Origin of the sequence: uncultured Eudoraea sp. (assembly GCF_947258525.1) — a bacterium.
Taxonomy (GTDB): domain Bacteria; phylum Bacteroidota; class Bacteroidia; order Flavobacteriales; family Flavobacteriaceae; genus Eudoraea.
Genome location: NZ_CAMYIP010000045.1, coordinates 19,373 through 39,880 on the forward strand (window position 1 = coordinate 19,373; position 20,508 = coordinate 39,880).

21 protein-coding genes are annotated in these 20,508 nt (G+C 36.6%); 3 read left to right on the plus strand and 18 right to left on the minus strand.

Features of this window, described 5'->3' with window-relative positions; genetic code table 11:
• Positions 1-2: 2 nt before the first annotated feature.
• The 8 genes from Q0X89_RS02960 to Q0X89_RS02995 are packed head-to-tail and all read right to left on the minus strand — an operon-like array spanning position 3 to position 7,608.
• Positions 3-1,076, minus strand: coding sequence for a M20 family metallo-hydrolase (locus tag Q0X89_RS02960; RefSeq protein ID WP_297691117.1), 1,074 nt, complete (start codon positions 1,074-1,076; stop codon positions 3-5).
• Positions 1,073-1,852 (minus strand): acetylglutamate kinase, encoded by a 780-nt coding sequence (argB, locus tag Q0X89_RS02965; protein WP_297691118.1) that lies wholly within the window; start codon positions 1,850-1,852, stop codon positions 1,073-1,075. Before argB ends, Q0X89_RS02960 begins: the two co-directional genes overlap by 4 nt.
• A 38-nt stretch (positions 1,853-1,890) precedes the next feature.
• Positions 1,891-2,832, minus strand: a complete 942-nt coding sequence (locus Q0X89_RS02970) for an N-acetylornithine carbamoyltransferase (RefSeq protein WP_297691119.1) — start codon at positions 2,830-2,832, stop codon at positions 1,891-1,893.
• A complete protein-coding gene (locus tag Q0X89_RS02975) occupies positions 2,829-3,956 on the minus strand; it encodes an aminotransferase class III-fold pyridoxal phosphate-dependent enzyme (protein WP_297691120.1) in 1,128 nt (375 codons plus the stop codon). The genes Q0X89_RS02970 and Q0X89_RS02975 overlap by 4 nt, the downstream gene beginning before the upstream one ends.
• A 44-nt stretch (positions 3,957-4,000) precedes the next feature.
• Positions 4,001-4,798: a pyrroline-5-carboxylate reductase gene (proC, locus tag Q0X89_RS02980; protein WP_297691121.1), complete on the minus strand. Its 798-nt coding sequence runs from the start codon at positions 4,796-4,798 to the stop codon at positions 4,001-4,003.
• A 41-nt stretch (positions 4,799-4,839) separates the two neighbouring features.
• A complete protein-coding gene (gene argC, locus Q0X89_RS02985; RefSeq protein ID WP_297691122.1) occupies positions 4,840-5,814 on the minus strand; it encodes an N-acetyl-gamma-glutamyl-phosphate reductase in 975 nt (324 codons plus the stop codon).
• Complete coding sequence (locus tag Q0X89_RS02990; protein WP_297691123.1) at positions 5,807-6,997, minus strand: argininosuccinate synthase domain-containing protein; 1,191 nt, start codon at positions 6,995-6,997, stop codon at positions 5,807-5,809. The genes argC and Q0X89_RS02990 overlap by 8 nt, the downstream gene beginning before the upstream one ends.
• Positions 6,994-7,608: a GNAT family N-acetyltransferase gene (locus tag Q0X89_RS02995; RefSeq protein WP_297691124.1), complete on the minus strand. Its 615-nt coding sequence runs from the start codon at positions 7,606-7,608 to the stop codon at positions 6,994-6,996. Before Q0X89_RS02995 ends, Q0X89_RS02990 begins: the two co-directional genes overlap by 4 nt.
• 16 nt (positions 7,609-7,624) lie before the next feature.
• Between Q0X89_RS02995 and Q0X89_RS03000 the strand changes: the two genes are divergently transcribed.
• Positions 7,625-7,798 (plus strand): hypothetical protein, encoded by a 174-nt coding sequence (locus tag Q0X89_RS03000; RefSeq protein WP_297691125.1) that lies wholly within the window; start codon positions 7,625-7,627, stop codon positions 7,796-7,798.
• Between the two features lie 18 nt (positions 7,799-7,816).
• On the opposite strand, the gene Q0X89_RS03005 is transcribed toward Q0X89_RS03000, so the two are convergent.
• The 5 genes from Q0X89_RS03005 to Q0X89_RS03025 form a co-directional block, all read right to left on the minus strand.
• Entirely contained in the window at positions 7,817-9,178 is a 1,362-nt protein-coding gene (locus Q0X89_RS03005; RefSeq protein WP_297691126.1) for a mannosyltransferase, read from the minus strand.
• A 135-nt stretch (positions 9,179-9,313) separates the two neighbouring features.
• Positions 9,314-10,798, minus strand: coding sequence for a cellulose synthase family protein (locus tag Q0X89_RS03010; protein WP_297691127.1), 1,485 nt, complete (start codon positions 10,796-10,798; stop codon positions 9,314-9,316).
• Between the two features lies 1 nt (position 10,799).
• On the minus strand, positions 10,800-11,489 hold the full coding sequence (locus tag Q0X89_RS03015) for a glycosyltransferase family 2 protein (protein ID WP_297691155.1): 690 nt from the start codon (positions 11,487-11,489) through the stop codon (positions 10,800-10,802).
• Positions 11,490-11,728: 239 nt separating this feature from the next.
• On the minus strand, positions 11,729-13,315 hold the full coding sequence (locus Q0X89_RS03020) for a 4Fe-4S dicluster domain-containing protein (RefSeq protein ID WP_297691128.1): 1,587 nt from the start codon (positions 13,313-13,315) through the stop codon (positions 11,729-11,731).
• A 53-nt stretch (positions 13,316-13,368) separates the two neighbouring features.
• Positions 13,369-14,715, minus strand: coding sequence for an FAD-dependent oxidoreductase (locus Q0X89_RS03025; RefSeq protein WP_297691129.1), 1,347 nt, complete (start codon positions 14,713-14,715; stop codon positions 13,369-13,371).
• A 116-nt stretch (positions 14,716-14,831) separates the two neighbouring features.
• On the opposite strand from Q0X89_RS03025, the gene Q0X89_RS03030 reads away from it, so the two are divergent.
• Positions 14,832-15,836: a glycoside hydrolase gene (locus Q0X89_RS03030; protein ID WP_297691130.1), complete on the plus strand. Its 1,005-nt coding sequence runs from the start codon at positions 14,832-14,834 to the stop codon at positions 15,834-15,836.
• A gap of 85 nt (positions 15,837-15,921) precedes the next feature.
• Entirely contained in the window at positions 15,922-16,962 is a 1,041-nt protein-coding gene (locus Q0X89_RS03035; protein WP_367176910.1) for an N-acetylmuramoyl-L-alanine amidase, read from the plus strand.
• 23 nt (positions 16,963-16,985) lie between these two features.
• Here the strand turns inward: Q0X89_RS03035 and Q0X89_RS03040 are convergent, their stop codons facing one another.
• From Q0X89_RS03040 to Q0X89_RS03060, 5 genes are all read right to left on the minus strand, one after another.
• Complete coding sequence (locus Q0X89_RS03040) at positions 16,986-17,693, minus strand: TIGR04283 family arsenosugar biosynthesis glycosyltransferase (protein WP_297691131.1); 708 nt, start codon at positions 17,691-17,693, stop codon at positions 16,986-16,988.
• Positions 17,680-18,432 (minus strand): DUF547 domain-containing protein, encoded by a 753-nt coding sequence (locus Q0X89_RS03045; protein ID WP_297691132.1) that lies wholly within the window; start codon positions 18,430-18,432, stop codon positions 17,680-17,682. Before Q0X89_RS03045 ends, Q0X89_RS03040 begins: the two co-directional genes overlap by 14 nt.
• 118 nt (positions 18,433-18,550) lie before the next feature.
• Positions 18,551-19,366 carry a purine-nucleoside phosphorylase gene (locus tag Q0X89_RS03050; protein ID WP_297691133.1) on the minus strand — a complete coding sequence of 272 codons (816 nt, stop codon included), beginning with the start codon at positions 19,364-19,366 and terminating at the stop codon, positions 18,551-18,553.
• Positions 19,367-19,370: 4 nt separating this feature from the next.
• On the minus strand, positions 19,371-19,991 hold the full coding sequence (locus Q0X89_RS03055; RefSeq protein WP_297691134.1) for a TIGR04282 family arsenosugar biosynthesis glycosyltransferase: 621 nt from the start codon (positions 19,989-19,991) through the stop codon (positions 19,371-19,373).
• A gap of 7 nt (positions 19,992-19,998) precedes the next feature.
• A complete protein-coding gene (locus Q0X89_RS03060; protein ID WP_297691135.1) occupies positions 19,999-20,496 on the minus strand; it encodes a rhodanese-like domain-containing protein in 498 nt (165 codons plus the stop codon).
• Between the last annotated feature and the right edge of the window lie 12 nt (positions 20,497-20,508).

Sequence of the window (20,508 nt, forward strand, 5' to 3'; positions counted from 1 at the left end):
TTTTATTTTTTTAAAAATCCATTGAGAATCTTAATATAAAGATCAATTGCTTCTTCAATTTCCTTAATAAAGATAAACTCATCGGCAGAATGTGAGCGTGTACTGTCTCCCGGACCTAATTTTAATGAAGGACAGCTCAGCGCTGCCTGATCTGAAAGGGTAGGAGATCCGTATGTTCTTCTTCCTAGGGCAATCCCCGAAATTACCAAAGGATGATTCTTCTCTATAGATGAAGAATTTAATCTCAATGACCTTGGCTTTAGTTCGCACGGGGCTTCATTCGACAATATTTCTGCAATTTCTTTATTATTGTATCTGTCATTAACGCGTACATCAATAACAAGATTAACTATAGCAGGAACGACATTATGCTGGCTACCTGCATTAATTTGAGTAACCGTTAATTTTACTTCACCTAGTACTTCTGATATTTTCGGAAATTTATAATTCTTAAACCATTCCAACACTTCCATCGTATTATAAATGGCATTGTTACTATTTGGATGTGCGGCATGAGAAGGAGTACCATGAACTGTAGCATCAAAAACAACAAGACCTTTTTCTGCAATGGCCAGGTTCATCAGTGTAGGTTCTCCAACAATTGCAACGTCAATTTCTGGAAGGATCGTTAAAAGGCTATTTAGACCTTTGTTTCCAGAACTTTCTTCTTCTGCTGTAGCCGCAATTATTATATTGTGATTTAAATTCTTCGATTCGTAAAAAAAGGTAAATGTTGCAATGAGTGAAACCAAGCATCCCCCGGCATCATTACTTCCAAGACCAAAAAGTTTACCATCAACAATATGAGGTTCAAACGGGTCTCTGGAATATGCTTTGTTGGGTTGTACAGTATCGTGATGTGAATTAAGCAGTAAAGTAGGTTTGTCCTTATCAAAGTATTTATTAAAGGCGTATACGTTATTGTTTACTCTTTTGTAAGGAATACCAAATTCTTGAAACCAAAATTCAAGATGTTGTGCAGACATATCTTCTTCTGAAGAAAAAGAGGGTGTGGCAATTAACTTTTGAAGTAGTTCAATTGCTTTTTCAATCAGCAAATTCTGTTCTGTTATCATAAGGTGATTGTAGTAAATAATTCGGCTTCGGGCTCAAACATAGAGATGTCTCCAATACAGACCTGCTGAACATCCTTGTTCAGGGCATGAAAACAGTTATCCAATTTTGGAAGCATTCCATCGGCAACGATTTTTTGTTGTTTCAGCTTTTCATAACTTTTTTGGTCAATTTTCCGTATAACGGAATCTTCATCTGTTATAGAGCGAAGCACTCCTTTTTTCTCGAAACAATAATATAATGTTGTATCATATGCCTGACTCATGGCAATGGCCACTTCCGAGGCAATTGTATCTGCATTTGTATTGAATAACTGCCCATTTCTATCATGGGTCAACGCACAAAAAACAGGGACGAATTCAGCGCTTAATAGTTTGGATATTGAATTAGTATTTACATTAACGATGTCTCCGACAAAGCCAAAGTCCATAGGGTTTACTGGTCTCTTTACTGCAATAACTGTATTTGCATCGGCCCCGCTTAATCCGATCGCATTAGAATTATTTGACTGAAGCTCAGCGACTATGTTTTTGTTAACTAAGCCGGCATAGACCATAACAACAAGTTCGAGACTTTTGGCATCTGTAATTCTTCTTCCTTCTACCATTTTAGATTCTATTCCAAGTCTTTTGCCAAATTCTGTAGCTCGTTTTCCTCCTCCATGAACCAAAATTTTGTTGCCTTCAAGTTGGGCAAATAGTTTAAGAAATTGAGATAAGAAATCCTGATCTTCTATTATATTCCCTCCAATTTTTATTATTGAAAGTTTTTGTTTCATAGCTTCTTAATTATGCTGTATATAAGGCAAAATTCTTATTATTTTAGTGATTCTAACATTTTTTTTAAAACGATTTGTGCTGCATAGGTTCTGTTGTTAGCCTGTGCAATAACCAGAGACTGATTCCCGTCCAGTACTTCATCTTCAACAACTACATTACGTCTTACGGGAAGACAATGCATAAATTTGGCGTCTCCCAGTTTTTTTTGAGTCATCATCCAATTTCTGTCCTGGTTAATTACCTTACCATAATCTTTATAATTACTCCAATTCTTAACATACACAAAATCCGCATTTTTTAGTGCTTTTTCCTGATCATACTCAATTTGGGAACCATTGGTGATTTCAGGATCAAGTTCATATCCCTCAGGATGTGTGATTATTAAATTAGCATGCTTTAATTGCATAGCTTTAACAAAGGAATTTGCAACGGCATGAGGAAGAGGTCTGGGATGTGGAGCCCAGGACAATACAATTTTAGGATTTGTTTTCTTTTGGTGTTCTTCAATGGTTATAATATCGGCTAATGCTTGCAGTGGATGACTTAGTGAACTCTCCATATTTAATACAGGTATACTTGCGTATTTCCTGAATGAATTTATAATCATTTCAGATTCATCTTCTTCCTTGTTTTTCAATGAAGCAAAAGCTCGAATTCCAAGGATATCGCAATATTGTGAGACTACCTGTGCTGCTTCCTTTATATGTTCTGCACTACCTTTATCCATAATAGTCCCGTCTTCAAACTCCAGAGCCCATCCGTCTTTTCCAAAATTCAATGACATAAATTGCATCCCCAGGTTCATTGCAGCCTTTTGCGTGCTGAGCCGTGTTCTTAAGCTATTATTAAAAAATAACAACCCAATGGTCTTTTGCTTTCCAAGCTTCTTATAGGCCAATGGTTTTTTCTTAAGAATTAAGGCATCTTCAACCCACTCATTAACCGAATCAATGTCATTTACTGAAAGATAATGCTTCATTGCAATTCTTTTTTTAAGGCTTCAAAAAATAAATCCAGTTCCTTTTCACTAATTGTCAGCGCCGGAAGAACCCTTAGAACATGTTTGTCTTTTGCACCTCCTGTAAAAAGGTGTTGGTTGTGTATTAGTCGTTTTCGCAAATCTGCAACCTCAAAGTCAAACTTTAAACCAAGCATTAGTCCCTTGCCTTTTATTTCCTTAACCTGTGGTATTTCCAGGGCTTTTTCTTTGAAATATTTTCCCAGTTTTTCGGCATTTTCAATTAGCTTTTCTTTTTCCATCACCTCTAAAACAGCCAGGACCGCTGTGCATGCAAGATGATTTCCACCAAATGTAGTCCCGAGCAAGCCATAGGATGCCTGAATGCTATTGTGAATTAATACGCCACCAACCGGGAAGCCATTTCCCATGCCCTTAGCTATAGTAATAATATCCGGTTCAATGCCATGATGCTGAAAGGCAAAAAAAGAACCACTACGGCCAAATCCAGATTGTACCTCATCGGCAATTAGAACTACATTAAGCTCTTTGCATAGTGCGGCAATTTCCTTATAGAACATACCCGATGGTTCATCCAGACCACCAACCCCCTGAATAGCTTCCAGAATAACAGCACAAACATCTCCCTTTTTAATTTCGGCTTCAAAGGCTTTAAGATCTTCAAACGGTAAAAAAGTAACCTTTTGTTGTTTATTTATAGGAGCATTTATTTTTTCATTATCCGTTGCAGCAACTGCAGCAGATGTTCTGCCATGAAAACTATTGGTAAATGCAATTACCCGCGATTTATTAGTGTGAAAAGAAGCTAATTTTAAGGCATTCTCATTCGCCTCTGCCCCCGAATTGCACAAGAATAAATTATAATCCCTGCAATTTGATACTTGTCCCAATTTGGCTGCCAATCTTTTTTGTAATGGATTTTTAACCGAGTTACTATAAAAGCCTATTTGATCTAATTGGTTTTTAATGCATGCGATGTAATGTGGGTGGGAATGCCCAATAGAGATGACGGCATGTCCCCCATAAAAATCGAGATATTCATCCCCCTTATCATCAGTTATCACAATACCTTTAGCGTTAACCGGAGTTACATCATATAGCGGATACACATCAAATAGTTCCATTAGTTTCTTTTTAGAAAAGGTTGAACAGGAATTAATCTCAGTACCTAATTATTTATTTTAAATTCATTTATTTTCTCAAAAGAAGCTACTATTCCCCTGATAAGAGAAGAGCTTAAACCCTGATGCTCCATTTCGTTTAATCCTTGTATAGTACAACCCATTGGAGTGGTTACCTTATCGATTTCTTCTTCCGGATGATTCCCTGATTCTATTAGTAATCCTGCTGCCCCATTACAGGTATACATTGCAAGTTCCTGTGCTTCTTTTGCATCGAAACCTAATTGAATAGCACCCTGTGTTGTTGCTCTTATAAGTCTCATCCAAAACGCTATCCCACTTGCACATATTACCGTTGCTGCCTGCATTTGGTTTTCAGGTATTTCTAAAGAATACCCCATTCTGTTAAATATGGCTTTTGCCAGATCTATACGTTTATTACCCGCCTCATTAGAGCAGACACAAGTCATAGATTTACCAACGGAAATTGCCGTATTTGGCATACTGCGGATAATATGCTTTTCTTTTCCCAGAATAGTTTCCATTTTTTCTATGCTAAAGCCCGTTATCGTAGAGATTATTACATGTTTGTCCGTGAGAAGATCCTTAACTTCTTCCAAAATCGTTGCAAAATCTCGTGGCTGCACAGCAAAAATTAAAATATCAGATTTTTCTACCGCTTTTCTATTATCTGAACTTACGGTTACATTTCCATATTTTTCATAGTTCTTAATACTGTCTACATGTCTTTTGGTCAGATGCATGGTGGTAGCTCCATTGCTATGTAAAATTCCTTTCGCAATGGACAAGCCTAAATTTCCTGCTCCAATAATGGCTATTTTCATATTTACTTATTTAAGATCTTAGTTTCTATTTCGCACTCTTTTTAATAAACTGTCGCTTTTAAATTCAGACCCTGGTTTTCATCAAACCCACACATTAAATTCATGTTCTGAATAGCCTGTCCGGATGCTCCTTTAAGCAGGTTGTCGATTACAGTTGTTATCAGCAGAACATCTTTGTGCTTATGCAGGTGGATATGGCAATTATTAGTATTTACTACTTGCTTAAGGTGAACAGGTTCTTCTGAGATCTGTGTGAAAATTGCATTTTTATAGAATTTATGATATAAATCAGAAGCTTCTTCCACGCTGCCAGAAAACTTTGTATATGCCGTACTCAGTATACCACGGGAAAAGTTGCCCCTATTGGGAATAAAATAGAGTTCTCCAATACCTTCTTGCAGCGATTCGAGACTTTCATTTATTTCTCCAAGATGTTGGTGTGTAAATGCTTTATACGAGGATGCGTTGTTATTTCTCCAGCTAAAATGTGTGGTTGCAGATGGCATAATTCCCGCACCTGTACTTCCGGTAACCGCATTGACGTGGATCTCTGAATTCAACAATTTGGCACCGGCCAAAGGAAGTAAAGCCAACTGAATACAGGTCGCAAAACAACCCGGATTAGCAATATTTTGTGCATTGCGAATTGCGGTTCTATTTAATTCGGGAAGGCCATATACAAAATCTTTTCCCACGAAAGTAGCATCTTGTTTTAACCTGAAGTCATTGCTTAAATCAACAATCCTTGTTTTGGAAGAAAAAGAATACTTGTTTAAAAAACTCTTGGAATTTCCATGACCCAGGCATAGGAAAAGAATATCTACTTTCGAATTGATGGAATCTGTGAAAGCCAAATCCAAAGTGCCCAATAAATCTGCATGCGCAACACTAATTTTTTTACCTGCCTTTGTACTGCTATATACAAAGTCTATGGTTACTTTGGGATGATTTATCAAAAGCCTGATAAGCTCACCACCGGTATATCCGGATCCCCCAATAATACCTGCTCTAATCATGATTTTTAATTATTGGATTAGCTATTTTTCCCGGATTGGATAAGATTTTAATGAAACCTTTAGCGTCATCTGCTGTCCAGGCTTTATTTGTTTCTCCATAATTTCCAAATGAAGCATTCATTAAATCATTCTCAGACTTAATGCCGTTCAATTCAAATCGATAGGGGTGTAAACTTACCGACACCTCTCCGGATACGTTTCTTTGCGTATCGGCTAAAAAGGCTTCGATGTTTCTCATTACTTCATCCAGATAATTTCCTTCATGTAAGAGCATTCCGTAAAAATTACCCAATTGTTCCTTTTGGAATTGCTGCCATTTGCTAAGGGTGTGTTTTTCCAGTAAATGATGGGCTTTGATAATGATTACTGAAGCTGCAGCTTCAAATCCTACTCTACCCTTTATACCTATGATGGTATCACCCACGTGAATATCTCTTCCTATGGCATATGCTGAGGCTAGAGAATCCAGTTTAATAATATTTTCAATCGGAGTCCCCTTTTCACCATTAATGGAGACCAGTTCTCCTTTAAAAAAGACCAGCTTAATATCTTTTGATTCTGTAGAAACTAACTGAGAAGGATATGCAGATTCCGGTAAAGGTAAATCAGAAGTAAGGGTTTCATCGCCACCAACTGAAGTACCCCACAAGCCTTTATTTATTGAATATTTAGCCTTTTCCCAGGAATATTTAATACCGTTTTCCTGAAGGTACTTAATCTCGGCTTCCCTCGACAAACTTTTATCTCTGATTGGTGTAATAATTTTGATATTAGGCGCTAGAATTTGGAAAATCATATCAAACCTCACCTGATCATTACCTGCGCCTGTACTGCCATGAGCAATATAATCCGCGCCTATATTTTTTGCATGGTTCACAATTTCGATAGCCTGTACTATTCTTTCAGCACTTACAGATAAGGGATAGGTATTATTTCTTAGTACGTTTCCAAAAATCAAGTATTTTACTACCTTTTCATAAAAATGTTCCAGGGCATCTATAGAAGTATAGCTGGACGCACCTAACTGAATTGCCTTTTCCTCAATGATCTTAATTTCTTCCGGGGAAAACCCGCCGGTATTAACACTGACTGCATGTACTTCAAAGCCTTCTTCCTTGGATAAATATTTAGCGCAATATGAAGTATCAAGTCCACCGCTATATGCCAAAACTAATTTTTTCATTTGTTCTTTCTTTTAAGAAATAATTGCTGCTTTATTCTTTTTAGCCTTTTAAAAGCCTTAACGTTAAGCTTTTCTTTTTTTGCAGCTGCTAATGCAGGATCATATAACATACCCGTACATAAACACATTTTTTGTTCTGTCCTGGTCAGTACATCAAAATTTTTACATGTTTGGCATCCTTTCCAAAAAGCTGGATCATCGGTTAATTCTGAAAATGTAACTGGTTTATACCCCAGTTCGTAATTCATTTTCATTACTGCAAGACCGGTTGTAATACCAAAAATTTTAGCTTCAGGGAATTTTTTCAAAGAAAGTTCAAAAATTGTTTTTTTAATTTTTTTTGCCAGGCCTTGATTTCTGTAATCCGGATGAACTATAAGCCCGGAATTTGCAACAAACTTTTTGTGTCCCCATACTTCTATATAACAGAATCCGGCAAATTTCTCGCCATCCAGAGCAATGACGGCATTCCCATGTTCCAGTCTTTTAATGATGTACTGTGGAGTTCTTTGTGCAATTCCTGTTCCCCTAACACTAGCCGATTCGGTAATAGTGTCACTAATTATTTTAGCGTATTTAAAGTGCGATTCGTTAGCAATTAATATTTCCATTGCTAGCTTTTTTAAAATGATAAAAAATATTTGTTTTGATTATGCGGAAATGGACTCACCTATTTCCAAGAAAGAAATACACCCTTACGGGCGTGGACGTACAAAGGAGCGTACGGGAATAGAATTCCGGGTTGGTAAAGTTATGTTTGTGCATTTTTCCATTGCAGATCAAATGTACAAATTAAATTGAACTATTATAATTTGTCTTCTAATTTTTATGAATTCGCAACTTTTGACCTTTCAGTTTATAAATTTCGTAAGCCATAAACCCAAAAACTATTAAATATTCAATTAATAAAAATCCAAGATTCTCTTTAAATTCAGGATTTTCGTAAGCGGAATAACTTAAAATGATCGCCAATGTCCAGGCGAGAGGGAATCGATATTCTGTAAAAACAGTCAGCCCTGCTAAAAAAATTATATACCATGGGTGCACTGTTGAAGATAGAAAATAATAAAGCGCAAGCACCCATAACATGGAACTTATGAGCACAGACAACTTTTTGTTATCCCTAAAAAAAGTCAATAATAAAACAAAACCAATCATTATATAAGGGACCAATTTCCCATAGGTTTTTATTAACTCCCAGGGTTTTGCATCAAATTTTACAGCGATCTGTTTTATGATATTGTATAGGCTTGCATTGAATTCAAAATTAGAAAACCACAAGCCAACAGTATTGGCATAATTGTTAAAGAATTCGATTGAATAAAATGGCAGAAGACATAATAAAATTGTTATACCGAGTGCTACATAAAACCTTATACTTTTCATAAACCCAAAGTAGGTAACAAATAGAGGAAGGAACATTAAGGGTACGAGTTTAACCGAAATGGAACATGCGAATGCAATGGCAGCAAACAACCATTTATTTGCCGAAAGGAAACAAAGGCCCCAAATAAAGAAAAAGAGCATAACTCCTTCAAAGTGCAGATTGCCCGTTAGTTCTATAATAATCAGAGGATTTAAAAAGTACCAAAAAATAAGATGTGGTGATCTGTTTAAGTAGCGTAGTAATTTCTTTCCAAAATAGTAGATCCCAATATCTGCCAGTATAATTATAGATCTCATGACAATTAAGGATCCCATTATGCTCTTACCTCCCAAAAAGGCAGAAATGGCAAACAGCAATTGATTTAATGGAGGATAATTGCTAAAATGCCTGGCGCTTAATGAGCCCATGCCATTGTGCAGTTCCTTTGCATTAGCCAGAAGTATCTCGCCGTTTGCCATAATAGCATCAGGTGTCTGTAAATATGGATTTATACCAGATAGTACTAATTCACCATCCCATATAAACCTATAGAAATCCTGGGATAGGTTTGGTTCTACCATTAGAAAAATCAAACGAAAAAGAATTCCGGAAACCAGCAGAAAATTAAAATTCCACTTTTCAAATTGAATCAGTTTATAGCAGAGAAAAAAAAGAGCAAAAAAAAGGCTTATAAGCTTAATAAAATCTGTTCTTACAAGGTCGTATGCGAAGCTGGTATAGAACAATAGACTTGCTAATACCAATAGAATTGACAACTTATGAAGATTCCAATATGAAGAAATCCTTGAAGCCATTGGTCTTTATAGTTTGGTCTTTACAAAGTACACAAAAAAAGACAATTCTCAAGTACTAAAACTTATACAAAAGGCACGGTATAAAAATCTCTTAGATTTTTTTAAATCCAGGGATTTGGCTAAAATAATGAAGTCTTATGCTTTGGCTGTCAGCGATTTAAAAGCGACAAAACCGAATCCAAGGAATAACATAAAATGAAATGGGAATAAACCAAAATCATTTAGTGGAATAGCACTGTACATTCCAAAAAGGAAATAGATCATAAGGCCAAATTCAATTACCATATTTGGAGATATCTTTTTAGCCAGATATTTATTACCCTTCCAGCTGTCTGTAAGGTTATTGATATTGAATTTTGGCGTACGAACAAATTCACTTCTTTTTCCCATATGACCTTCAAGAACGGCAACGGAATTGTGTAAAGAGAAGCCAAGGGCTACCGAGAAAAATGTAAAGAATAGTCTTATATAATCCACAAAATTGTCAAAACTACTCCCCTGAATACTTTTATAAGTGAACCAATAGCAAATAAATAGTATGACGGTACTTAAAATGAAAAAGCTTGTCACCTCAAATATCCAACCTAAATGGCCATAGCTATTTTTTATGTAGAGCATAGGAATACTCAACATAGCTACTATAAAAACACAAAGGAACATGGAGCTGTTTAAAAGGTGCATTACTCCGTGAAATTTGGTTTTGAATGAAATATTTTTAGCTGTAATTACACTCCAAACTGTTTTTCTAAAGTTTTCAGCACCACCTTTATTCCATCTGAATTGCTGAGACCTGGCGGCACTAATTACTACCGGAAGTTCCGCTGGTGTTTCAACATCCTCAAGATATTTAAATTTCCAATTCTTTAGCTGAGCTCTGTAACTAAGGTCCAGGTCTTCGGTTAAAGTATCACCCTCCCAGTTGCCTGCATCAAGAATACATTCTTTTCTCCAGATGCCTGCAGTACCATTGAAGTTTATAAAGTGGCCTTTGGCATTTCGTCCAACCTGTTCAAGAGTAAAGTGAGCATCAAGTGCAAAAGCCTGAATTTTTGTGAGTGTGGAATAGTTCCGATTAATATGTCCCCATCTTGTTTGAACAACACCTATTTCCTCATCTTTAAAATAAATAACAGTTTTCTTCAACCAATCGCTATCCGGAAGGAAGTCAGCATCAAAAATAGCGATAAAATCACCTTTCGCTATTTGTAGTCCTTCCTTTAGGGCTCCAGCTTTATAGCCTGTTCTGTTTTCTCTGCGGATGTGCTGAATATCTAATCCTTTTTCCTGCAAGGCTTTTATTCTTGCAGCTGTTTCTTCAACGGAATCGTCTGTGGAATCGTCCAGTACCTGAATTTCCAGTTTGCTTTTCGGGTATTCTATTTTTGAGATATTAGCCAGTAATCGCTCTACCACGTATTCTTCATTATAGATAGGCAGCTGAATGGTTACAAGCGGAATCTCTTTTGGGTCCAGCAAATTATATTTTGGGGCAACCTCATTTATCTTTTTGTTGCCTAAATAATTAACCAGAAGGTTTAATTGTGCCAGACTGTAAAAAAAGATCAGTACGAGAGCCGTGCTGTAAATACCAATAATGATGTAAGCAATTGTTAGTCCCATATTATCTTAAACTATATTTAAAAATCCAACCCAATATTTTTAATCCTGCAAAGATACTACCTTTTACTGTACCTGACACTTTGGAGACACCAATTCTTTTCTTGTAACGCACTGGTATTTCGATATATGTCATTTTGTTTTTGAGTGCTTTTAGCTGCATTTCAATGGTCCACCCGTAGGTTTTATCTTCCATTTGCATCGCCATAAGCTTCTCATATTTTATAGCTCTAAAAGGCCCTAAATCTGTAAATGTTGACCCAAAAAATATCTTCATTAAAAATGTGGCCAGTTTATTACCAAAAATTTGATGGGGGGTCATAGAGCCTTCTTCTCTTAAAGCTTTTGTTCTAGCACCAATCACCAAATCCACATTATCATCCAGTATAGGTTTTACAATTTTATTTAACTCTTCAGGGTAATCTGAATAGTCTCCGTCGATAAATACGATGATATCGGGCTTTCTGGACTTCTTTGCTATGTAATCCATACCACAAAGGCATGCATAGCCATAGCCTTTTCTTGTTTCATTTAATACCGTAGCCCCCGCTCTGTTTGCATTTATAGCCGTATCATCGGTTGAATTATTGTTTACAACAATTATTTCAGAAACCGTAGACGGAATTTCCTGAATTACCTTGGCAATAGAATTTGCTTCATTATATGCCGGAATAATAACGTTGATGTCCGTCATATTATGTTCCATAATGACATGTTGATCTCCACTTGGCTTATTTTTTTGGATATTTCCTGATGAGTCCTATACTTTTTTCCGCCTTTGCGGTGCAAAAATATCATTATTTATTTCACCGATGACACTTGTATTATTTCTTTTTAGTCGGATGCTTTTATGCAGAACCTAAGGGTCCCGGTAAATACCACAACTAGAAAAATGGAATTTAAAGACAATAGAGAAGCAACTGAAATAATTTATTATTTGTTTTGGTTGACCAGGTTCATTAAATCTACATCATTTCCTAAAAGGACCTCATTACTATCGATACGTCCTTTTAAGGGGCCATTCTCAAGTTTCAAAACACCTCTGGGGCAGACTGCAGAACATATACCACATCCAACACAGCTGGAACGTACTATGTTTTCACCTTTCTGGGCATAAGCCCGCACATCAATACCCATTTCACAATACGTAGAACAATTGCCACAAGAAATACACTGACCTCCGTTTGTAGTTATTCTAAACTTCGAAAATAAACGTTGTTGAAAACCCAAAATTGCGGCCATAGGACAACCAAAACGACACCAGACCCGATTCCCGAAAATGGGATAGAAGCCTGTGCCTATAACACCGGAGAATATACTGCCAATAAGAAAGCCGTACGATTTCCTTAAGGTTTCGGATTTAAACAGGAATACATTGCCCTCTCCGCTAATTAAATGAAAACCAATCAGGGCCATAATAATTACGAAATATCCAATAGCACCATATCGGGCATCTTTTTGAAATTGCTCTCTTTTAAATATCATAGCAAAAACAAAAATCACCGTTAATAAAAGGGCTACTCCAATAAGAAAAGTACTTTTAGTCAACCAATACTTGCTTGTGTCATTACCCAGATAGGAATAAATTACGGCTGTAGTCATTAGGGTAACAAAAACCACAACACTATGAACCACCCAACGTTCTACTTTCCAGGCGGATAAGCTTTTGTCGCTTAGCTGTCTAAAGGCATCACCTGCAGTTTCTGCCAATCCTCCACAACCACAAACCCATGAACAGTACCAGCGTTTTCCATATTTATACGTCAGAATAGGGGAGATCACAAAAACAGACAGTATGCCGAAAAATAGCATTGCCATGCCCACATCACCTGAATCTATAAATGCATTTATACGGTATCTTTCAAAATTGTAGTAGTTCAAAGGCCAGATATTTTTCAGGTCATAATAGGGGAGCTTTCCATTTAATCTGGCCATTATTTCGGGAATCATAAATGCAAATGCCAGCTGAAAAAACATAACACTTATGGTGCGAAAGATCTCGTATCTGTTATGTCTGTATTTTGAAATAAATTTAATGCCGAAAGCCAGAATAGCAACAGTATATAGAGTTCCGTAGACAAACCATTGGCTGGCGGGATTTCCGCTCAATAATCTGCTTAAAGGATCAAATAATGCAATGATACCGGTATTTGCACCATTCTTCACTAGTCCCAGGAATTCGGGGAAGAAATATAGGACGATGTAGAATCCGGTAATTATTATTCCGGTTATCCAGGCCCATAATCCTTTAGAGGATATTGATTTAAACCAAACTCCATCATTTTTTATGCCCTTAAGTTTTTGAGAATATGCCTCTTTTGTAAACCAGAATACCCCAATAAACATTGCCATGATGGAAATGATGAGCCACATTCCTTTATTTGGAAAACTTGAATTAAAACCGGCGAGGAGAATTATAAAAAGGCCCGATAATCCCAGGATTACAGCTATTTTTTGAAATCGGCTTAAAGCCACCGGAGGTTGTCCTGCCAGTTCCATACTTTTATCTAGAGTGCTCATACCTTATATAAGTATTAGTAAGATTTTGCAGATTACATTTTACAGTTATCAACTCATCCGATTGCAAAAATTCGTTTCCAGTTTTTCTTTTCCGGTTTAAGGTCAGTACCATATTCCAAATTGAATTTAGCCGCAATTTCATTTTCATATACAGCGTAGAATTCAGGATCAAAATTGGCATCCTTAAGATATTTTATCACATGCATAACATCTCGTTCTTCATTCAGCCACCTATCGAAGATCTCATGACGCATGCGAATTCCAAAAGTATTTATGCCCAGAAATTGCCTGGTTTCCTTATCAAAAGCAATCGTCAGGCATATTTTTTCAGCAGGATGTCTCCAATGAAAATGTTGTTCATACGCTTTCTTGCCTTTGGTGCTAAAGACCCAACCATAAGTCTGGTATTCTATATCAAAAAATTTAGCCGAATTAAACCAGTGTCCTGGTTTGTATTCGGTCCTGTTCCCACAAATAGTCTGTGCCACCGTTTCTCCCATCATTCGACCCGTATACCAGACAGCTTCTATAGGGCGTCGATTTCCAATGGGCTCATGTTGTTCTGCACAATCTCCAATGGCATAAATATCCTTGATGTTAGTTTCAAGAAATCGGTTTACCTTGATGCCCCTTCCCAATTCAATTCCGGAGTCATTTAAAAAGGAGACATTAGGCGAAACACCGGGCGTTAATCCTACTACTTGACATTCAATGATTTCTTCTTTATCCGTAATAACAGACTTTACCCTGCCATTTTTATCAGCCACGATTTCCTTTAAATTGGTCTCCAGACGCAGGTCTATGTGATGTTCCAGAATGTGTTCATTTATCATCTCCGATTCTCCGTCAGGAAGTATAACATTCCAAAAACTTTCTTCACGCACCAGAAAAGTTACAGGGATATCCCTGCTTCTCAGCATTTCGGCTAATTCAATTCCAATTAATCCACCTCCAACAATAACAGCACGCTTGCATACTTCCTTATTGGGGGCATTGATTTCTAACAGATCCAGATCTTGCTTGGAATACAAACCCTGTACACCATGGAGATCTTGCCCTGGCCATCCAAATTTATTAGGTTTCGATCCGGTAGCCAGAATTAACTTGTCGTATTTTAATACCCTGGCGTCCTCAATCTGTAGCTCTTTGTTCTCATGATCTACCTTGCTGACGTAAGCTCGTATGAGTTCAATTCTATTTTTTTCCCAGAACCAGTCTTCATATGGCTTAATATGTTCAAACTTCATATGACCCATATATACATACATCAATGCAGTTCTGGAAAAGAAATGATCTGTTTCAGCCGAAATTATTATAATTCTCTTGTTTGAGTTCTTGCGGATATGTCTGGCGGCAGTTACACCTGCAACTCCATTCCCAATAATTACAATATTTTCCATGTTGCTGAGAGGTTGATAGCTATTATGTCGAATATAAAGAAAATTACTTAACGGCTACTTTAAAATTACATCAAGATTTATTACCTTATTTTTGCATATGTCCTTATAAATTAACTATGAAGAGATACGGGTTTTTACTATTGTTCCTTCTCCAATTGTCTTGTACCAGCCAATCAGCGGTTAATAAGATCAATGGAATAAGTTTTGTTGCTTCCAGGGATAAAGCCGTGCAGGAGCATGTAGATGCTTTTCTGAAGATTCATGCGGATCATGCAGCCGTAATGCCTTTCGGTTTTATAAGGGATATTAAAAGCCCTGAAATAATTTTTGATACGGATCGTCAATGGTATGGAGAAACCCAGGGCGGTGCCAGGCAATATATTCAACTCTTAAGGGCGAACAAAGTTAAGGTGATGCTTAAGCCGCAAATCTGGATATGGCGTGGCGAATTCACAGGGGGCTTAAAGATGGAAACAGAGGAAGACTGGAAGATTCTGGAGGCATCCTATGATAAATTTATGCTTACCTATGCAAGGTTAGCCCAGGAAACTAAAGCAGAAATTCTTTGTATTGGTACAGAATTGGAGCAATTTGTCAGCAACAGGCCTCAGTATTGGGAAAATTTAATTTTAAAAATTCGAAAGGTGTATAAAGGAAAACTTACCTATGCTTCCAACTGGGATGAATATAAGCGAACACCTTTTTGGGAATCTCTGGACTATATTGGAATAGATGCCTATTTTCCGTTATCTGATGCCAAAACCCCAAGTGTAGAGCAATTAAAAGAAGGATGGAAACCATGGAAGGAAAAAATTGCGGCACTTGCTAAAGAAACTTCCCGCCCTGTACTTTTTACCGAATTTGGATATAGAAGTATGGATTATACAGCCAAAAAACCCTGGCTGGTTGATCGCAATGACGAAGGCGTGAACCTGGTAGCTCAGGTAAACGCCAAAAAAGCCATTTTTGAAGAATTTTGGGATGAAGAATGGTTTGCAGGTGGTTTTGTATGGAAGTGGTTTCTTAATCACGAAAAAGCCGGTGGTGGTATGGATAACAGATTTACACCTCAGAATAAACCAGCAGAAGATATCATTAAATTATTCTATCAAACCAATTAACCAGTATATTTTTATCAATTTTTCCTGTCCGGATGTATTTGCAATTTGGCAACATTTTTGATAATCTTTGTAAAAAAAGATTATTGTGCTTCTGAAATCTATTATATCTCTTTTTCTACTCCTGTGTTTTCCAATCACTATTTTGATTGCCCAGGATTCTCTAAATACTGCTATCGCCCAAAAAGGAGATGGTATTTATTCTTTGCTACGCAAGCAAGGGGTTGACCCTTATATTACCTATGATGATTTTATTGCTCTGAACCTTCCAAGGCTTAGGGATAGTATGCATTTGTATGAGGGAATGACCTACATAATTCCCGAAACATCAGAGGAAAGTCTGGAAATAGCTCCAGAGGAAACGGAAGAAGACGAAACTACTAATAAGGATGAGACCAATTCCTATGAAATATTTGGTGAGAAATATGCTGAGGTACCCGGTAAAAGTGAGCGCTTAAAAGGAACTGTATATTATTTAATTTCAGGTCATGGGGGCCCTGATCCAGGGGCAATGACTCAAACTGCAGGGAAGTCCATTTCGGAGGATGAATACGCTTATGATGTCACTTTACGTTTAGCCAGAGAATTACTTTCCCATGGCGCATTGGTATATATTATTGTAAGGGACCCGGATGATGGTATTCGTGATGCTCGAATTCTGGAAATGGATAAGGACGAATTAGTCTTACCAGACCAGACCATCCCATTGAACCAAAAGGAAAGACTAGACCAAAGGGTAGATGCGGTCAATAAATTATATTTAAAACATAAGGGTAAACATCAACGTTTGGTAGTTACCCATGTAGACAGTCGTAGTAAAGGACAAAATATAGATGTTTTTTTCTACTACCACGAGAAAAGTAAAAATGGAAAAAAACTAGCTGAAAGTATTCACAATACATTTAAAAAGAAATACAAAAAGTACCAGCCAAACAGAAGTTATTCGGGAACCTTTGAAGACAGGAGCAATTTATACCTGGTAAAGAAAACCCTTCCCGCAATGACCTTTATTGAAATTGGGAATATTCGAAATAAAAAGGACCAACGGCGTATACTGGATTACGACAATAGGCAAGCCCTGGCTAAATGGATTTCAGAAGGAGTAATTCTTGATTACGAGGGTAAATAAGGACTAATGATTCACAATCAAAATTAAGTAGAAATTTTTCTTTTATAGTATTGGTATAGCTGCTCGGGATCTGCCCCCAAATAATTCTTAAGATGAATTATGCCAAAGTAAAATTGGAGTTTGATGTTTCCAATTTGCTCATATTTTCGCGCTGAGGTTCGCACCTGATCCGGAAGGATAATAAAATTGGTAAGCTTATAGAGGCGACCTATAAATTCATTGTCCTCGTAAATTTTGTAAGATTCATCATAACCACCGGATATATTGAATAATTCCCTGGTAATGAAGAGTGATTGGTCTCCACCCCTGCATATTTTATGGTTTATCCTGCTAAACCAGGAGAAGAAACTCAAAAACTTGCTATCGCTATCAAATTTCATTCTAAAACAACCTGTTTCATTACCTTTTTGAATAGCACTCAGAATTATCTTGTCAAAGTTTTTTGGTGGAAAAGTATCTGCGTGCAGAAAATATAGTACTTCACCTTTGGCCTTTTTCGCACCCAGGTTCATTTGTTTTGCCCTACCTTTTTGTGAATGAAGGACCTGGGCATCATATTTCGAAGCGGCTTCTTTGGTGCCATCCGTGCTCCCGCCATCAACTACAAGAATTTCTTTAATATTCGTATTGCTTGAATTTTCCCGAATATATTCCAAAAGTTTTATTATGCAGTGTTCCTCATTTAGAACGGGTATTATTATACTAATACTGGGATTATCACTTAAATTCATTTAAACTCCAATTGTAATTAATGTATTCAATTTTCGTGTCAGGATTTATTGATGATTTTAAATATTGGTTCAAATATGCTATTAAGGAACCGTTGCTTTCAAAATCTTTTTTATACCATTTAAAGATCTTTGATAATTTTACTTCGTTTTCAGATATTATATTCCTGCTGGGATCGTTTATAAACTCTTTCGCAGCCCTCTGCAATTGCTTTTCCAGTTTATCTTCAGTATATGCTTCGTTTAGCAATTTTGGGCATGAAAATGAGGCGCAATTGATTGCAAAATGAATTCGGGGTTCATTCATTTTTCTAAGGATTTTATGCTCTATTTGTCCCAATGAAATGAGTTCTCCATTATTTTTGATCCATTTTTTGTCCCAGGGTTTTTTTATGTCTGTTATGCTTCTCAGCGGATAATTATCTAAAATTAATTTTACTGTTGCCGCATTGTAAAGATTAATATAATATGCCAGTTTTTTGTTTTTGGACCAGTTTTCATTTACAGTATTACTGCCCAATTGTTCTAAGTACCGATTTAAAGTTTCTGATTCCTTTTTAAAACCGCTGTAATTTACGTTCCCATTCTCGTCAACAAATCTATTTAGCAATTGCCCCCAGCTTTTATGGTCTGCAATAGCGCAAGTCTGTTCATTGGAAATTGGAACTAAAAATAATGAGTCCGAAAATAAAGAAATGGGCTGCAGCAGAAGAAATAAAAGAAGTGAACTTATTTGGAGCATTGAATATTTTTAATACTTAGTTGAATAGGTAATTTAAACCTTACATCATATTTCTGTTACATTGGGTATGCAATTCATGTTTATGAAATTTTAAAGTTTAATGAAACGCGTTACTTAATTATAAATCCTTTATCAGTTCCATAAACAATTTAATCATTTTGGGTTCGGTTTCCTCAGCGACCTTAATTATTTCCGATATATGGACGGGCTCCAGATTATCCGGGTCACAATCATCTGTTAGTACGGAGACCGCTATCACGGGGAGATTTAAGTGATTGGCAACAATAACCTCAGGCACAGTGCTCATACCAACGGCATCTGCCCCTATAGTTTTTAACATCCGATATTCGGCCTTTGTTTCCAGCTGAGGCCCAATGACCGAAGCGTATACCCCATTATGCAAAACAATGTTTTCATGCCGGGCAATTTTTTTAATTTTTTCACACATCTCTATATCATAGGGTTGGCTCATATCCACAAAGCGAACACCAAAACTAGCAACATTTTTAAATGCCAAGGGTGATCCACCCTGAAGATTAATATGATCTTCTATGAGCATTAATTCACCTTTTTTGAAGTTTAGGTTAATAGCTCCTGCTGCATTGGAGATGAACAATTTCTCTATTCCCAGTTCCCGCATTACCCGGATAGGATATGTAACCTCGTCAAATTCATAACCTTCGTAAACATGAAAACGACCCTGCATAACCAATACTTTCTTATTTTCAAGAGTACCATAGATAAGCTTACCACTGTGAAATTCTACAGTAGCCAAGGGGAAAAAAGGAATGTTGTGGTAATGAGCTACAATACCAGATTCAATATGTTCAATTAACCTTCCAAGCCCTGTACCTAATACAATTCCAATTTCAGGATTTTCAAAACCTTTATTCCTCAGGTATTGACAAGATTTTTCGAGCTGCTTTTGGGTCATGGGTTTAAACTGTTAAAAAGGTTTGAAAAACATCAATATCTTTTAAATCCTCATAGACATCAATATCATTTTTAATTTGCAGTAGTTTTACTTTTTTATCCCTTAGGTCATCAAGTGTATCTTTCAACACAGAATTTGTTCCCCAGCTCTTGTTAGTGAATATCTCTTTATTTATTGATTTCATTCCAAGCAGGTAGTACCCACCATCTGCGGCAGGACCAATTACGTAATCAGAGTTTTCCAATTCTGTAAAAGCTTTTTCAATAATTTCACTACTTAAATCATAGATATCACTTCCTATTATAATGACCTTTTTATAACCCTTTTGAAAGCCTGTTTTAAAAGCATTATACATACGTTCTCCCAGGTCTTTGCCATTTTGCAAGTGTTTGGAGTAGATCAATTCATCCCATAAATCATTAGACTCTGGTTCTTCAGTATAATGAACTTCTTTTGAACAATTAAGGTCTTTAGTGATCTCAGCGGTGTGCCGAAGTAAGATCATATAGATATCCAATGCAGCCTGATCTCCTATTGCTGCCGCCAATCTTGTTTTGCACTTTCCTAATTTGGGATTTCTTGTAAAAATAATTAGTAACCTTTCTTTATTTTCTTCCAACTTCATTTATTAATTAATCCTTATATACTTTTTCTGCCTTGGTCAGGTATTTCCCCCATAGCTTACCATAAGCATGTACTTTTTTCGTTTTATCGCCTTTAGGGTTATACACCGGGTACCCCTGATTGGTCCATTCAAAAATACCTCCATATAAATTTTTTGTCCTGGAATAACCAGATTCCAAAAGTTCTTCGCCAATATTCTCAGATCTTACCCCTATGGAACAATAGACAACGATCTCCGCGCTTTTATCCGGTAATTTTTTTTCTACTTCCGATAATTTGAAATCATCATAACCTACCCATATTGCATTTTTCAAATGACTTACATTGTATTCTTCCCATTCTCTTGCATCTAAAATAATTTTATCCTGAAAATTTTGCATTTCTGCAACCGTAATGTAAGGAACACTTTCATTATTATACCTCTCAAGAGCCTGATCTATTGAAGACTGAGCACAAGCAGAAAGTAAAAGAAAAAAGGTAAATAATAAGTTTATCGAATACTGCATTATAACATAATT

Coding starts and splice junctions, on each gene's coding strand:
- Q0X89_RS03055 (WP_297691134.1), bottom strand. CDS start 19,991: ATGAAGTTGGAAGAAAATAAAGAAAGGTTACTAATTATTTTTACAAGA.
- Q0X89_RS02970 (WP_297691119.1), bottom strand. CDS start 2,832: ATGAAGCATTATCTTTCAGTAAATGACATTGATTCGGTTAATGAGTGG.
- argC (WP_297691122.1), bottom strand. CDS start 5,814: ATGATTAGAGCAGGTATTATTGGGGGATCCGGATATACCGGTGGTGAG.
- Q0X89_RS03000 (WP_297691125.1), top strand. CDS start 7,625: ATGATAAAAAATATTTGTTTTGATTATGCGGAAATGGACTCACCTATT.
- Q0X89_RS03010 (WP_297691127.1), bottom strand. CDS start 10,798: ATGGGACTAACAATTGCTTACATCATTATTGGTATTTACAGCACGGCT.
- Q0X89_RS03025 (WP_297691129.1), bottom strand. CDS start 14,715: ATGGAAAATATTGTAATTATTGGGAATGGAGTTGCAGGTGTAACTGCC.
- Q0X89_RS03050 (WP_297691133.1), bottom strand. CDS start 19,366: ATGACCCAAAAGCAGCTCGAAAAATCTTGTCAATACCTGAGGAATAAA.
- Q0X89_RS03005 (WP_297691126.1), bottom strand. CDS start 9,178: ATGGCTTCAAGGATTTCTTCATATTGGAATCTTCATAAGTTGTCAATT.
- Q0X89_RS03040 (WP_297691131.1), bottom strand. CDS start 17,693: ATGAATTTAAGTGATAATCCCAGTATTAGTATAATAATACCCGTTCTA.
- argB (WP_297691118.1), bottom strand. CDS start 1,852: ATGAAACAAAAACTTTCAATAATAAAAATTGGAGGGAATATAATAGAA.
- Q0X89_RS02975 (WP_297691120.1), bottom strand. CDS start 3,956: ATGGAACTATTTGATGTGTATCCGCTATATGATGTAACTCCGGTTAAC.
- Q0X89_RS03020 (WP_297691128.1), bottom strand. CDS start 13,315: ATGAGCACTCTAGATAAAAGTATGGAACTGGCAGGACAACCTCCGGTG.
- Q0X89_RS02995 (WP_297691124.1), bottom strand. CDS start 7,608: ATGGAAATATTAATTGCTAACGAATCGCACTTTAAATACGCTAAAATA.
- Q0X89_RS03060 (WP_297691135.1), bottom strand. CDS start 20,496: ATGCAGTATTCGATAAACTTATTATTTACCTTTTTTCTTTTACTTTCT.
- Q0X89_RS03045 (WP_297691132.1), bottom strand. CDS start 18,432: ATGCTCCAAATAAGTTCACTTCTTTTATTTCTTCTGCTGCAGCCCATT.
- Q0X89_RS03030 (WP_297691130.1), top strand. CDS start 14,832: ATGAAGAGATACGGGTTTTTACTATTGTTCCTTCTCCAATTGTCTTGT.
- Q0X89_RS03015 (WP_297691155.1), bottom strand. CDS start 11,489: ATGACGGACATCAACGTTATTATTCCGGCATATAATGAAGCAAATTCT.
- Q0X89_RS02960 (WP_297691117.1), bottom strand. CDS start 1,076: ATGATAACAGAACAGAATTTGCTGATTGAAAAAGCAATTGAACTACTT.
- proC (WP_297691121.1), bottom strand. CDS start 4,798: ATGAAAATAGCCATTATTGGAGCAGGAAATTTAGGCTTGTCCATTGCG.
- Q0X89_RS02990 (WP_297691123.1), bottom strand. CDS start 6,997: ATGAAAAAATTAGTTTTGGCATATAGCGGTGGACTTGATACTTCATAT.